12 protein-coding genes are annotated in these 14,307 nt (G+C 56.2%); 7 read left to right on the top strand and 5 right to left on the bottom strand.

The annotated features are described in order from the left end of the window. Nucleotides 1–32 precede the first annotated feature (32 nt). Both TH4_RS06690 and TH4_RS06685 read right to left on the bottom strand, forming a co-directional pair. The gene (locus tag TH4_RS06690) at nt 33–1,682 is read right to left on the bottom strand and encodes a stimulus-sensing domain-containing protein (RefSeq protein ID WP_245227766.1); all 1,650 of its coding nucleotides are present in this window, start codon (nt 1,680–1,682) and stop codon (nt 33–35) included. Between the two features lie 85 nt (nt 1,683–1,767). After that, nucleotides 1,768–2,484, bottom strand: a complete 717-nt coding sequence (locus TH4_RS06685) for a response regulator transcription factor (RefSeq protein WP_008889052.1) — start codon at nt 2,482–2,484, stop codon at nt 1,768–1,770. 315 nt (nt 2,485–2,799) lie between these two features. Here TH4_RS06685 and TH4_RS06680 point away from each other — a divergent pair, with 315 nt between their 5' ends. The 6 genes from TH4_RS06680 to TH4_RS06655 all read left to right on the top strand — a co-directional run bounded on the left by TH4_RS06680 (nt 2,800) and on the right by TH4_RS06655 (nt 11,345). Further along, a complete protein-coding gene (locus TH4_RS06680) occupies nt 2,800–4,515 on the top strand; it encodes a sensor histidine kinase (RefSeq protein ID WP_064780388.1) in 1,716 nt (571 codons plus the stop codon). Next, the gene (locus TH4_RS06675) at nt 4,512–5,921 is read left to right on the top strand and encodes a sigma-54-dependent transcriptional regulator (protein ID WP_209437388.1); all 1,410 of its coding nucleotides are present in this window, start codon (nt 4,512–4,514) and stop codon (nt 5,919–5,921) included. Before TH4_RS06680 ends, TH4_RS06675 begins: the two co-directional genes overlap by 4 nt. Nucleotides 5,922–6,381: 460 nt before the next feature. Then, on the top strand, nt 6,382–7,347 hold the full coding sequence (locus tag TH4_RS06670; RefSeq protein WP_008889049.1) for a TAXI family TRAP transporter solute-binding subunit: 966 nt from the start codon (nt 6,382–6,384) through the stop codon (nt 7,345–7,347). A 31-nt stretch (nt 7,348–7,378) separates the two neighbouring features. Then, complete coding sequence (locus tag TH4_RS06665; RefSeq protein ID WP_231959662.1) at nt 7,379–7,855, top strand: DUF1850 domain-containing protein; 477 nt, start codon at nt 7,379–7,381, stop codon at nt 7,853–7,855. Between the two features lie 5 nt (nt 7,856–7,860). Further along, nucleotides 7,861–9,876 carry a TRAP transporter permease gene (locus tag TH4_RS06660; RefSeq protein WP_064780386.1) on the top strand — a complete coding sequence of 672 codons (2,016 nt, stop codon included), beginning with the start codon at nt 7,861–7,863 and terminating at the stop codon, nt 9,874–9,876. 185 nt (nt 9,877–10,061) lie between these two features. Further along, complete coding sequence (locus TH4_RS06655; protein WP_064780385.1) at nt 10,062–11,345, top strand: MFS transporter; 1,284 nt, start codon at nt 10,062–10,064, stop codon at nt 11,343–11,345. 166 nt (nt 11,346–11,511) lie between these two features. On the opposite strand, the gene TH4_RS06650 is transcribed toward TH4_RS06655, so the two are convergent. Further along, nucleotides 11,512–11,694 (bottom strand): hypothetical protein, encoded by a 183-nt coding sequence (locus TH4_RS06650; RefSeq protein ID WP_008889045.1) that lies wholly within the window; start codon nt 11,692–11,694, stop codon nt 11,512–11,514. A 138-nt stretch (nt 11,695–11,832) separates the two neighbouring features. Here TH4_RS06650 and TH4_RS06645 point away from each other — a divergent pair, with 138 nt between their 5' ends. Further along, nucleotides 11,833–12,816, top strand: a complete 984-nt coding sequence (locus TH4_RS06645; RefSeq protein WP_008889044.1) for a LysR family transcriptional regulator — start codon at nt 11,833–11,835, stop codon at nt 12,814–12,816. Nucleotides 12,817–12,832: 16 nt separating this feature from the next. On the opposite strand, the gene TH4_RS06640 is transcribed toward TH4_RS06645, so the two are convergent. Both TH4_RS06640 and fmt read right to left on the bottom strand, forming a co-directional pair. Next, nucleotides 12,833–13,375, bottom strand: coding sequence for a GNAT family N-acetyltransferase (locus TH4_RS06640; protein WP_064780384.1), 543 nt, complete (start codon nt 13,373–13,375; stop codon nt 12,833–12,835). Then, on the bottom strand, nt 13,375–14,301 hold the full coding sequence (gene fmt / locus TH4_RS06635; protein ID WP_064780498.1) for a methionyl-tRNA formyltransferase: 927 nt from the start codon (nt 14,299–14,301) through the stop codon (nt 13,375–13,377). The genes TH4_RS06640 and fmt overlap by 1 nt, the downstream gene beginning before the upstream one ends. Between the last annotated feature and the right edge of the window lie 6 nt (nt 14,302–14,307).

Genomic DNA, 14,307 nt, shown 5'->3' with positions numbered 1-14,307 from the left:
TAGGCATTTCGCACTTTCTGCGCTGAAAAATCTTAGTCGAGCGGCAAGCGAATGGTAAAGACAGCGCCCTTGATCTCGTCACGGACCACGCGATTCTGTGCACTAAGCTCGCCATTATGGGCGGCAATGATTCGCTTGGAAATCGAAAGCCCCAAGCCCGAATGCTGCCCGAATTTCTCGGTCGCTGGGCGTTCGGTATAGAACCGGTTAAAGATCGCCTCTTCCTTGCCGGGCGGGATGCCCGGGCCATCATCCTCGACCGTGATCACGGCCCAGTTCTTGTCACGCCATGCCCGCACGCGCACTTCACCGCCCTCGGGCGTAAAGGTAATCGCGTTGGAAATCAGGTTCCTGAACACCTGTGTCAGACGACTCTCAAGCGCCGGGACATTGAGGTTTTCAGGTACCGAAACCTTGACCCGCGGGCCCTCGGCATCGGCGTTATAAAGTTCACCTAGCGTATAAAGCAGCACATCAAGATCGACTTCCTCGCTTTCGGCGCGCGACAATTCGGCATCCATACGCGAATAGTCGGAAATATCACTGATCAGGCGATCAAGGCGCTGCACATCCTCGGCGATGATTTCCATCAGGCGGCGCTGGCGTTCCGGATCCTTAAGGCGGGTCGCGGTTTCCACGGCGGACCGCAATGACGTCAGCGGGTTTTTAATCTCATGCGCGACATCGGCGGCGAAACGTTCAATCGCATCCATGCGATCCCACAGCGTTTCAGTCATATCGCGAAGCGTGGTCGACAAATCACCGATTTCATCGCGACGATCCGACAGATCGGGAATGGCGAACTGGCGGTTTTTGCTGCGCCGGACCCGTTCGGCCGCACGTGCAAGCCGATTAAGCGGCCGTGTGATCACCCCGGCAAGATAGATCGACAACAACACCGTAATGCCAAAGGCAAAGACAAAGATCTTCAGGATATCAAGGCGGACCGCATGCAGCGCGTTTTCAATCGATTCGCCGCTTTTGGTCATCATCACCGATGCCAGAACCTGCTTGAACCGGGCAACCGGCACCGACACCGACAGAACCCGGCGTCCTTCGCTATCAACACGAACCACCCCGCGCGAATAACCCGCCAGGGCTGCGCGTACTTCCGGGTAATCGGCCGCGCTGGCAACTGGCGGATCAACATAAAGTGGCAAGGGTTGTTCGCCCTCAAACAATGTCAGGATGCCATCGGTCAGTTTGCGCATGATATCAGCAAAGGCATCTTCTTCGCCCGGTGGTGGAAGCTGTTCGGCCTGAATGGTACCTGCACCAAGTGACTGGATGCTGCGACTATCAGCCAGAAGACTGCCATTCGTGGCAAAAAGACGGGTGCGTGCGCCGGTAATCCCGACAAGACGGCGCACCATTTCGCGCGCCACTTCGATTTTCACCCGATTGGTTGCATCATCACTGGAACTCACAGCCGACGTCGACAGGGCGGCGGCATACATTTCGGCTTGCACCGCCATGGCTTCCAGTTCGGAATGAATAAGTTCCTGTTTGTAGCGGCCCAGATACAAAATACCCGCCACCAGCACAAAAAGTGCCAGCGCATTCACGGCCAGAATTCGCCAAGTCAAAGGCGAAAACAGCCCGTGGCGTTCCTCTATCCGTGTCGTCCGGGGTTCGGACGGACCTGTGTGCTGGTCGTGATCACCAGTCCCAAGATCGCTCATTCAAACCTGCAATAACCGGCCCGGAAGCGGGCCTGCAAAAGAGTGCGCGCCGAAGCACAAAGCTCCGGCGCGTCAAAAATACTGATCAACCTGCTACAGTGGCCGTGTCGCGGTACCGGTAACCGACGCCATACAGGGTTTCGATTTCCTTGAATTCCTTGTCGGTCTCGCGGAATTTCTTGCGCAGGCGTTTGATGTGGCTGTCGATCGTGCGGTCATCGACATAGATATGTTCGCCATACGCCGCATCAATCAGCTGGTCACGGTTTTTCACATGCCCCGGATGTTTGGCCAGTGCCTGAATCAACAGGAACTCGGTCACGGTCAGGTTCACATGCTGACCCTTCCAGCTGCACATGTGGCGCGACGGATCAAGCACCAGATCACCGCGTTGCAGAACATCATCCGACCCGTTCGGGCGAACACCGCCGGCTCGCATGATTTCCGCGCGACGCAGAAGGGTGCGAATACGTTCAATCAGCAAACGCTGGGAAAACGGCTTCTTGATGTAATCATCGGCACCCATACGCAGGCCGGTCAGTTCATCAACCTCGTCATCCTTGGACGTCAGGAAGATCACCGGCATTTCGGTTTTCTTGCGCAGATGGGTCAGAAGTTCCAGTCCGTCCATACGGGGCATCTTGATATCAAGCACCGCAAGATCAGGCTCTTCCTTCGTGATGGCATGAAGTGCCTCCGAGCCATCAGAATATGTCAGGACCTCATATCCTTCTTCTTCCAACGCCATCGAAACCGACGTCAGGATATTACGGTCGTCATCAACAAGTGCGATCTTACTCACCTGGACCTCATCTACTGGACAGATACATTTCACTCATTCGTGTGGTGACTATACAATTTACATTCCAATGTGGCGAAAAAATAACCACTTGCGGCATAATTAAGGCTTGTCGAATACAGTCGCAGTGCGATCTGTCACATCGCTGTATTTGTTGACTTTGCGCCGCTACGGCAAATAACAATCATCGCATCAGGGTAAAATGCCCACCTGTCCCGAACGCGGGACAAACCAAATTGATCCCTGACCCGACGGGAGGTCGCGATTTTCTATTGGTTAAGCAAGTTCAGCCGTGCCAGCCTGACCGCTGCCGGGGTTTTGATTTCGACACTTGTTGTCTGGCTTGTTGTCAGTTCGACCGGCAATCTGACGATCAATGAATTGCATCGCACCGCACAGGCACGCCTGGCACTGTATGACAGTTCGCTGCGTGCGGCCGTCGATCAATATCGCTATCTGCCCTATGTCGTTGCCCGCCATCACGAAGTGATCGCCGCCATTACCGGCACCGGAAATCCCCGCACCGCGGATATGTATCTTGAACGGGTCAAACAACGATCCGGGGCAGCGGCCCTTTATGTCATGGACAAGACCGGCATGACGGTCGCGGCAAGTAACTGGAACACACCCGACAGCTTTGTTGGCGAGGATTACGGATTTCGCCCCTATTTCAGTCAGTCGATTACGGGCGGCGAGGGATTTTTCTTTGGCATCGGGGTGACCACCGGGCGGGCGGGCCTGTTTATTTCCAACCCGATCCGTGGTGACGATGAAATCATCGGCGTTGCCGTGGTGAAGATCGAACTCGATGAGGTCGAAAGCAACTGGCAGGAAGGCGGAGAAACTGTCTTTGTCGCCGATGAAGACGGTGTGATCACAATGACCAGTCGCGGCGACTGGAAATACCGCACCCTGTCCGAACTCTCGCCCGAAGTGCGCGGCCGGATTGTCCGCCATCAACAATACCCCGGCAAGGAACTGGCATCCCTTGATATCGGCCAGCAACTGGCCAAGGGTACCGGGATTGTCACCATCAATTCCGAACGTTTCCTGTTTGATGACAAACACATGCAAGACAGCAAATGGCGGCTCTATTACCTGACATCGATGGATTATGTTTCCAACCGTCAGGCCGCTGCCCTGTTCATTGCCGTCAGTGGGGCCGGGCTGATCATTCTGATCATCCTGTTTTTGCGTGAACGCGAACTCAAGCTCGCCTCCCAGCGCGAAGCGCGCGAATTTGCCCGCATTCAGGCACTGAACATCCGGCTAGAAGAAGAAATCGCCGTTCGGCGCAAAACCGAGGAAGAACTGCGCGGTACCCAGAACGAACTGGTGCAGGCCGGAAAGCTTGCCGCCCTTGGGCAAATGTCGGCTGCCATCGCCCATGAAATCAATCAGCCGATCACGGCCATCCGGACATTCTGCGCCAGTGCCAAACTGATGCTGGAACGCGGCAAAACCGAAAAGCTTGATCAGAACATCAACCAGATCTCCGCACTCACCGAACGCATGGGCGCGATCACAGGCCAGCTCAAAACGTTTTCGCGCAAATCCACCGGCGTGCTGGAGCCGGTCGACCTCAAGGTCGCACTTGATAACACCCTGCAATTGCTAAGCCCCCAACTGCAGCAGGAAGAATGCACGCTTGAGCGCAATGAACCCGATACGCCACTGGTGATCCAGGCCGATCTTGTGCGCATCGAACAGATTTGTGTGAACATCATCCGCAACGCACTGGATGCCATGGCCGACAGTTCGGTCAAACGCATCCGCATTGACCTTACGCGCACCAAAACCGACGTCATCATGCAGATTACCGATACCGGGCCTGGCATGAATGAAGAAACCCTGTCGCTTTTGTTTGACCCGTTCTTTACCACCAAGGATCCGGGACAAGGCGTGGGATTGGGACTTTCGGTAACTTATGGCATTGTGCGGGACTTCGGGGGCAGCATAAAAGCCTATAACACCGAAACGGCCGGGGCCTGTTTCGAAGTCCGTCTGCCGTTACTCAAGGGTAAAACACCGTGACGACCACCAAACAAGTGCCACACAGTGACGCAGAAATTCAGATCACACCGCACATCATCATTGTCGATGATGACGAGGCAATGCGGATCTCGCTTGCCCAGTGGCTTGAACTTTCCGACTTTGACGTCACGGTCTATGAAGATGCCCGTCAGGCCCTGCATGATATCAGCCCCGATTTTGCCGGCGTGATCCTGACCGATGTCAAAATGCCCAAGCTGGATGGCATTACCTTTACCCGATCCGTGCTGGCCGCCGACCCGGACATCCCGATCATCCTGATGACAGGCCACGGCGATGTACCAATGGCGGTCGAGGCGATGAAAAGCGGCGCCTATGATTTCGTCGAAAAGCCGTTCGAGCCCAAAGACATTGTCGAAAGCCTTGAACGCGCCATTGAAAAGCGCCGTCTTGTTCTTGAAAACCGCAACCTTCGGCGTCAGATCGCAAACCGCGGAAGCCTTGAGTCCCGCCTGATCGGCAATTCGATGCCGATGCGTAATCTCAAGGATGAAATCGCCAATATTGCGCCAACCGAAGTCCCGGTTCTGATTTCAGGCGAAACCGGTACCGGCAAGGAACTGGTCGCACGCGCCATCCATGATCTAAGCGACCGGCGCGATGAAAAATTTGTCGCGGTAAACTGTGCCGCCATCCCCGAAAGCACAGCCGAAAGCGAACTTTTTGGCCATGAAAAGGGGGCCTTTACCGGGGCGGCAAGCCAACGGATCGGCTGGATCGAACATGCGATTGGCGGCACGCTGTTTCTCGATGAAATATCAAGCATGCCGCTTGCCCTTCAGGCCAAATTGCTGCGCGTGATTGAACAGCGCGAAGTGGTGCGTCTGGGCTCCAACGCACCGGTGAAGGTCGATTTCCGCCTGATCTGTGCGACCAACGAAGATCTGGTCGCCGCCGTTGCCGAACGCAATTTCCGTGAAGATTTGCTGTTTCGCATCAACACATTCGAACTGTCCATCGCCCCGTTGCGCGAACGCCAGGATGACGTCGCGCTTCTGTTTGATATCTTTGCCGAACGGGCGGCTGAGCGGTTCGAACGCCCGTACGAGCGCCTGTCCCCGACATTAATCGCGCAACTCAGGGCCCATGAGTGGCCGGGCAATGTCCGCGAACTTAAAAACATGGCCGAACGGTATGTTCTTTTGGTCGGAAGTCCGGAAGAACGGTTCAAACGGCTGTTCAAGGGTGGTTTTGAAACAACAACAGCCCCCACCGGCGATCTCGCCCTTGCCGATCAGGTTCGCGAGTTTGAGGAACGCATCATTCGCGATGCGCTTGATCGCCATGACGGCAATGTCAAATCGGTGATGGAAGAACTCGATATCCCGCGCCGAACGCTTAACGAGAAAATGAAAAAGCTCAACATCCGGCGTGACAAACCGGCCTAAGGTATTGTTGCATTGCGATATTTTGTTCGCACGCGCAATAAATCGGCAAGAATCCGCCGATCCATTTTGGTAAATCGGCAAGATTATGCCGAATTGACAAATTGAAGCAATCTAAGTCATTGATTTGTAATTGTTAATTTTATTTCCTGTTTGGCATACTCATTGCAGTTTAAAACACCAAAATGATAAACTGACAAAAATCCGAGGGAGGAAATCTGACAGCCGGTCCGGTTCGGACGGTTCAAACGGCTGACTTAAAATCATCTCTTGGAAATGGTCTTTGAAGGGTGCCCGTCTGGCTTGATCGGCCAAACATGTTGCGATCAACATCCGGCATCTTCGAAAACCCAAAAACAACAGGCCCGGTTTACTGGCCGCCAACGAACGTGAAGACCCATATTGTTTTACGATCTCTTGGATCTATTCGTCGCTTAAGTGTTTAACCCTAGGGAGGACTATCATGAAGCTCCGTACCCTGCTCACAGCAGCAGCCGCAGCCATGATGCTGACCGTCGCACCCGCGTCGGCACAGCAACTGTCAATCGCAACCGGTGGTACCGGTGGCACCTATTATCCGTATGGCGGTGGCCTTGCGGAACTGATCACCAAATACATCGACGGCACCAGTGCCGTTGCCGAAGTCACCGGCGCATCTGTTGAAAACATGGGCCTGATTGCCCGTGGCGACAGTGACATCGCAATCGGTCTGGCTGATACCGTTTATGCCGGTTACACCGGCACCGGTAAATTCGAAGGCCGTACCCTTGATAACGTTCGCGCTCTGGCGTCGATCTATCCGAACGCTGTTCAGCTCGTCACCATGGCCGACAGCGGCATCAACGGCCTTGCCGACCTTAAAGGCAAGCGCGTTTCTGTTGGCGCACCGGGTTCGGGTACCGAAGTTTCGGCACAGACCCTGCTTGCTGCTAACGGCATCACCTATGATGACATCGAAGAACAGCGCCTGAACTTCAACGAAACCGCAGATGCCCTTCGTGATGGTGACATCGATGCCGGTTTCTGGAGCGTTGGTCCGCCCACCAGCTCGATCCTGAACCTCGCGACCACGCGTGAAATCAAACTGATCGCGCTGACCGACGATGAAATCCTGGCGGCCCTCGATGCAGAACCGACCTTCGCACCGTACGCCCTGCGTAAAGGCGTTTACGAAGGCGTAACTGCACCGGTTAACACCATTTCGACCCCGAACGTTCTGTTCGTGAACGAAGAAATGGACGAGGAACTGGCTTATCAGATCACCAAGACCCTGTTTGAAAAGGTCGATGAACTGATCGCCATCCACCCGGCAGCAAACGACACCACGGTTGATTTCGCTCTGAACTCGACCCCGATCCCGATGCATCCGGGCGCCCTTCGTTACTACGAAGAAACCGGCATGCCGATTCCGCCGAAGCTGATCAAGTAAGATGCTTCTGAAAAAGTTCGGGCGGCCAGTAATGGCCGCCCTTCTTCTCCTGATCACGGCATGTGCTGGCCCGGCCTATCAGGATCACGTCAAGCCCGGCACCGTCATTGATCATCTTGAGGTGATCGGTGAGGACGGGGCGCTTCTGGCCAGAACCGAAATTCCGCGTCAAACCGGCTGGTGCCTGTATTGGAACCATTCTGTCACCGGTGATGGCGTGATTGACTGTTATGTAGACGATCTTGGCAAGATGGTTCTCCATCGCGCCTATCAGCCCGACTTCGCGGCGGGACTTGGTCATTATCCCGGTCGCGGTATTCTGACCAGCGCAGAAGGCGGCGGATACTGGATCGAAGATATCGACGAACCTGTACGCGGCAATGCCTATGTGTTGCGCGTCGGCTCACTTGCGGTGAACCACCGCATCGTCACCGACCGTGACGAAATCAACCTTTCAAAGATGGCTGAACACACCCGTGTCACCATCCGCCTTGATACCGGGGAATAAATTTCATGTCCGAACAGGCAACGCTGCCATCCATGACGGATAGATTGCCACAGCCAAAACTGGTTCTGTGGGCAATCTCGATCGTCGCAGTCGCACTCTCTTTGTTCCAGATGTATGGCGCAGGGATCGAGCCGCTTGGCCTGTTCTATCAACGCAGTATTCACCTTGCGTTCGTGATGTTCCTGGCCTTTTTGATGTTCCCGATTTTCGGCAGCAACAAAAAGCGCGGCTTCCTTGGCTGGGTGATTGATCTGGCCTTTCTGGCCGGTGCCTTTACCACGGGCTTCTATCTTACGTTCTTTCTTGATGAAATCATCAACCGCGCCGGTTTCTGGAGCGAAACCGACCTGATCATCGGCGTGATTGCCACCGTCACCGTGCTGGAGGCCAGCCGCCGTGCTGTCGGCCTTGGCATGACCGTGATTGGCATTGTTGCCATCATTTACGCCCTGTCGGGTCCGCGCGGTGCGCTGCCGTGGGTTGGTGAATGGCTTCCGGGCATTCTTGCCCATCGCGGCAACGACGTTGATCGCCTTGTCGGGCAACTTTACCTCGGTCAGGAAGGCATTTACGGCCTGCCGATGGGGGTTGCTGCGACCTATATCTTCATGTTCGTTCTGTTTGGGGCGTTCCTTGAAGTCACGGGTGCTGGCAAGTTCTTTATCGATATGGCTTATGCCGCCACCGGCAAAAAACCGGGTGGCCCGGCCAAGGCCGCCGTTCTGGCATCGGCCGGTATGGGATCGATCAGCGGGTCGGCAATTGCCAACGTTGTCACCACGGGTGCCTTTACCATTCCGCTGATGAAAAAGCTTGGCTACCGCCCGGCACAGGCGGGTGGTGTTGAGGCCGCGGCATCCACCGGCGGCCAGATCACCCCGCCGCTGATGGGGGCCGGTGCGTTCCTGATTTCCGAATATACCCAGGTGCCGTATCTCGACATCGTTCTGGTCTCGATCTTCCCGGCGATCCTGTATCTCGGCACGGTTTATCTGTTCGTGCATATCGTTGCCCTGAAACAGGGCATGCGCGGCATGCCGGTCGAAGAACTTCCGGACTGGAAGGAAGTTCTCAAGGAAGGCTGGCAGTTCATCCTGCCGCTGGGCATCCTGATTTACCTGTTGGTCCTTAACATCTCGCCGATGCGGGTGGGCTTCTGGGCCATTCTGTCGGTGATGGCGGTTGCCGCCTTGCGTTATGCGCTGTGGTTCTTCTTTGTCGCCCCGCAGCAGGGTGAAAAACCAAGCCACGAAAAACTGATCGCCGCCATTCGCAAGGGCATCGCGATCACCATTGCCGCCCTTGAACTTGGTGCCAAAAACGCCGTTGCCGTCTCGATGGCCTGTGCGGTTGCCGGTATCATTGTCGGCGTGGTTGGCGTGACCGGTCTTGGCCTGAAATTCTCGTCGATGATGATCGCGTTTTCGGGTGGCAATATCGTTCTGGCGCTTGTTCTTGTGCTGATCGCAAGCCTGATCCTCGGTATGGGTCTGCCGGTTACGGCATCCTATATCGTTCTGATCGTGCTGGTGGGTCCGGCCCTTTCGAACGAGTTCGGCATTCCGCTTCTGATCGCGCATCTGGTGGTGTTCTGGTACTCGCAGGACAGTAACGTCACGCCGCCGATTGCGCTGGCGGGCTTCGCGGGGGCCGCAATTGCCAACGCCAGTCCGATGGAAACCAGTATTCAGGCGTGGAAATTCGCCAAGGGTCTCTATCTGATCCCGGCCTTCATGGTCTTCAACCCTGAAATCATCGAAGGCGGTTCGATCCAGATCGTCCTTTGGACCGGCTTTACCGCGATCCTGTGTCTGGTAGCCTTTGCCGCCGCCCTTGAAGGCTATCTGTTTGCCCCGATGGATGTGCTTTCACGCATCATCATCGTTCCGGCAACCATCGGCGTGTTCTATCCCGACATCCGGGCCGAAATCGCTGGCACGATCGTCCTTCTTGCGGTTCTGGCCTTCAACTGGTGGCAGGGCAAAAAGAACACCCCGACACCGGCGGTCGCCGCAAGCTAAACCATTTCCGTCCCGACGAAAGTCAAAGCCCGTAAGCGAAATGCTTGCGGGCTTTTTCTTTGCCGCATCCCCGGGCGACCTGATCCCATCCCACCCATGCGGGCAGGTAGACAGGTGTTCACACGCCAGATACATTCCTCATACTATTTAATTTTGCGCCCCACTCACACCTCGCCGGAATCCGCATGCAGTTTTTGATCTTGCTTCGCCAAGCGCCCCGCCAACTTGCCTTTGGCGCGTTGCACAGTTTTGGCTCCTCGTTCGGGCAGACGTTTCTGGTCGCATTGTTTGTGCCCTTCATCTCGGCAAGTTTGGCACTCAATGAAACCGAATTTGCCAATATCTATGCCGGGATTACCATTGCCAGCGCGCTCTGCCTGCCGGTCGTTGGCCGCTGGATCGACAAGGTCGATATCCTGTCCTATAGCCTCGCCACCATGGCGCTGCTTGCACTTGGCTGTGTGATGATTGCGCTCGCGGGCAATGTCTGGATGCTGATTGCCGCCCTGTTTGTGCTGCGTCTGGCTGGTCAGGGATTGATGAGCCATGTCAGCATGACCGGCATCGCGCGCTATTTTTCGCGCAGTCGCGGACGGGCGCTGGCGATTGCCAGTTTCGGCTTTCCCCTGGCAGAGGCGATCATGCCTGCCACCTTGCTGGCCCTGATTGCCGCCTTTGGCTGGCGATATACCTATGCCGGGTCGGCGGTGTTTATTTTGCTGGTCCTGCTGCCGGTTGCGATCTGGCTTATTCGAAGCGACGCAAAATTCCGCAAGGCGCCTGCAAAAGCAACCGAGTCGACGACTGTACCTGAAACAAACAGTTCGGATCAGGCCGAGTCCCCTACCGACACCAGCCAAAGTGATCACCCCCGCCTGTTCAAATCGCTTTATGTCTGGTTCTGCATGCCGATGCTGGCCGCACCCCCCTTGATCATGACCGCGCTCTTTTTCCATCAGGGCGCAATTTCCAACAGCAAGGGGATCGAGCTTGGCTGGTTTGCCGCCGGGTTTACGGTGTTTGCCATCACATCGGTGCTGGGCGCTTTTGGCAGTGGTCCGCTGATTGACAAACATTCGGCCCGCCGCCTGTTTCCCTGGCATCTGATCCCGATGATGGTTGGCATTGCCATTCTGGCGCTCACAACCACGCCGTGGGTGATCCTGATTTACATGGGGCTGGTCGGTATTACGGTGGGCTTTGCCACGACACTGCGCACCGCCATCATCCCGGAACTGGTGCCGCTTGATGAAATTGGCGCGGTGCGCAGTACGCTGACCGCGGTCATGGTGCTGGCATCGGCGATTGGCCCGGCGATTTATGGCTGGATGTTTGCCGCCGACATGTCGATTGCCACCATGCTGGTGGTGACCTTGATTGCCGCCGCCATCGTCAGCCTGGGGTCATGGTTCTCGGAACGGCCGGGCTTTTACATGCCGCCCAACATCGCCCCGAAAGAGGCCGATTAGGCAAAAAAATGGCCCGGATCACAAAAGTGACCGGGCCAGTCGGGAAAACAGCGTCAAATAGGGAGGAAGACGCTAGATAGAAACCGTCGTCATAGTCCTTGCCTGCGGGAGCACCTCTTGGGGAGGAAATCAATCGGCGCTCGACCGCATGCAGTTAGGTCGTCAGTTAGGCAGCACCGCCAACGGTGCCGGCCGGATGGTTTACGTCGGCTGATTTCTCGGAACCTTTGAACAGGTTACGGAAGAAGGAGCCTACGAATTCAGCGCGAAGCTGCTGACCTTTACGTACACCTGCCTCGATTTCGGTGGTGGAGATGTAACGGGTGGTGATTTCTTCGTAAGTGGCCATGGTGACCTCCTAAAATTTCGTTCGTTGCGACGCCGTGTCGCTCTCGATGAACTCAATCTAATTTCCTTTACGGGGAAAGAGAATTACCTCAATATGCACATTACTTGTGAATGTCCGTCATAAATAGGAAAGCTGAATATGGATCGCGCCGCGGAAATGGAAATCTTTGTCCATGCAGTCGAGGAAGGCAGTTTCTCGGCCGCTGCCCGGACAATGCGTCTGTCACCGTCAGCTGTTTCGAAATACATCTCACGCCTTGAAGATCGTCTGGGTGCCCGTCTTTTGATGCGCACCACCCGTCAGCTCAGCCTGACCGAGGAAGGCCGCGCCTTTTACGAGCGCGCCCGCACGATCCTAAACGAGATTGAGGAAGCCGAAGAAGTCGTTACCCAGCTTTATGCCGCCCCCCGCGGGACATTGCGCATCAACGCATCGGTCGCCTTCACCAAGATGCAGGTGGTGCCGCTGATCCCGGAATTCCTTGCGCGCTATCCCGATGTGCGGATTGAGCTGACCCTTGATGACAAATTCACCGATCTGGTCAACGATGGCTATGACCTTGCCATTCGCCTCTCGGCACTCGAAGACTCGTCGCTGATCGCGCGTAAATATGCGGTCAACCGCCGCATGATCGTCGCATCGCCGGAATATCTTGAAAAGAACGGTATCCCGCGCAAGCCGCAAGACCTTGAAAACCATAACTGTCTGCATCTGTCATCACGCGAAAGCTTCAACGACTGGCACTTTGAAACGCCCGATGGTCACGTGGCGTTCCGCGCACAGGGCTCGTTCTCGGCCAATGACGGTGACGTGCTGCACGAGGCGGTTCTGGCCGGGCTGGGTATGGCGCGCCTGGCCGAATATCTGGTGCATGAAGATATCCGCACCGGGCGCCTGACCCCGGTTCTAACCGAATATGTCCATGATCAGGCGTGGATTTCGGCGGTGTATCCGCATAAACGCCACCTGTCGCCCAAGGTGCGTGCCTTTGTTGACTTCCTGGCCGAAAAATTCACCCCGGTTCCGCCGTGGGAGCTTGGCTTCCGTGATGCCCGTGCGGTGCGCCGCAACAGTGACGGCACCACCGACACCAGCAAAACCGCCCGCGATGTTGGCAAATAACCGATAGGCACCCGGCCTAGAAGCCAAGCGCCTTCTGATAGGCCGCAAAGTCAAAGCGGAACTGCCATTCCGACGAATTGGAAAGATCATCCAGAATGCGGCTTTCGCCTGTGCGCGCAAAGCCGCATTTTTCATAAAACCGATGCCCGGCCTCAAACCGCTTATCGGTCCAAAGCATCACCACTTCGCATTCAGGATGCGTCTGGCCAAGCCAGGCCAACGCCTTGGCCATCAGTTTCTGCGCCGTGCCGCGCCCGCGCACAGCCGGATGCAGATAGACCTTGTGAAGCTCGCCTTCGCGGCTGGCCACGTCATATTTAACCCCGAAACAGCCCAGAACCCGATCCTGATCATCGACCGCAACCCAGATCCGGCCGTCATCGGCCTTGAAGTCATCGGCAATCGCATCAAGTTCGGGGAATTCGGCGGCACGATCAAACACGCAGCCGGGATAATCGGCAAACACCAGCGCGATCAGATCGGCAATGCCATCGCCATCGCGGTTAAAGGCCGGCCGGATCGTCACATCACCACCGGTATGTGCCGTGATATTTGCCATCAGCCGAGCTTTACGCCCTTGGCAAGCTTGTCATAGCCGCGCAGCACCGCATCAGTATCCATCACCGATTTGCCCGGGCGCTGAATACGGGTCGGGCGCAGCGCGCCGGTGCCGCAGCCAATCGTCAGCTTGTCATCAAGGATTTCACCCACCGGACCGGATTGATCAATCACCTCGGCCGCCTGCACCTTGATGCGTTCCTTACCAAGCTCGAAATAGGCCCCCGGCCACGGGGTAAAGGCACGAATTTTGCGCTCGAGTGCAGCGGCATCATCAGCAAAATCAAGCTTGGCCTCGGCACGTTCGAGTTTGGCCGCATAGGTCACACCCTCTTCGGGCTGCTTGGTCGCAACAAGCTCCCCCTTGGGCAGCTTTTCAAGCGCCTCGACAATCATCTTACCGCCAAGTGCGGCCAGATCATCATGCAAAGCATTAGCATAGGTCTCCGCCGTGATCGGCAATTCGCCAACTAGCAACATGTCACCGGTATCCAGCCCGACATCCATCTGCATGATGGTGACCCCAGTCGCATCATCCCCGGCCAGAATGGCGCGTTGAATCGGGGCTGCCCCGCGCCAGCGCGGCAGAAGAGATGCGTGAATATTCAAACACCCATATTTCGGCGCATCGAGAATGGCTTTCGGCAGGATCAGGCCATAGGCCGCCACCACCGCGACATCGAGATCAAGATCGGCAAAGGCCTGCTGTTCCTCGGCCGATTTCAGCGACACCGGATGACGGACCTCAATCCCCTGCGCGGCCGCCCAGGCATGCACCGGACTTGGCGTTTCCTTGTGCCCGCGGCCAGCCGGGCGCGGCGGCTTTGAATAGACGCAAACCACGTCATGCCCCGCCGCCACCAGATCCTTTAGCGCCACATGGGCAAAGTCCGGGGTTCCCATAAAGGCAATGCGCAGCTTGGTCATATCAAT

The organism is Thalassospira tepidiphila MCCC 1A03514 (assembly GCF_001662875.1).
GTDB classification, from domain to species: domain Bacteria; phylum Pseudomonadota; class Alphaproteobacteria; order Rhodospirillales; family Thalassospiraceae; genus Thalassospira; species Thalassospira tepidiphila.
This window is presented reverse-complemented; position numbering and strand designations above follow the sequence as displayed.

Bases quoted from the DNA above. Each gene is read 5' to 3' on its own strand.
- TH4_RS06690 (WP_245227766.1), bottom strand. From the start codon at position 1,682: ATGAGCGATCTTGGGACTGGTGATCACGACCAGCACACAGGTCCGTCC.
- TH4_RS06670 (WP_008889049.1), top strand. From the start codon at position 6,382: ATGAAGCTCCGTACCCTGCTCACAGCAGCAGCCGCAGCCATGATGCTG.
- TH4_RS06665 (WP_231959662.1), top strand. From the start codon at position 7,379: ATGGCCGCCCTTCTTCTCCTGATCACGGCATGTGCTGGCCCGGCCTAT.
- TH4_RS06660 (WP_064780386.1), top strand. From the start codon at position 7,861: ATGTCCGAACAGGCAACGCTGCCATCCATGACGGATAGATTGCCACAG.
- TH4_RS06655 (WP_064780385.1), top strand. From the start codon at position 10,062: ATGCAGTTTTTGATCTTGCTTCGCCAAGCGCCCCGCCAACTTGCCTTT.
- TH4_RS06650 (WP_008889045.1), bottom strand. From the start codon at position 11,694: ATGGCCACTTACGAAGAAATCACCACCCGTTACATCTCCACCACCGAA.
- TH4_RS06645 (WP_008889044.1), top strand. From the start codon at position 11,833: ATGGATCGCGCCGCGGAAATGGAAATCTTTGTCCATGCAGTCGAGGAA.
- TH4_RS06640 (WP_064780384.1), bottom strand. From the start codon at position 13,375: ATGGCAAATATCACGGCACATACCGGTGGTGATGTGACGATCCGGCCG.
- fmt (WP_064780498.1), bottom strand. From the start codon at position 14,301: ATGACCAAGCTGCGCATTGCCTTTATGGGAACCCCGGACTTTGCCCAT.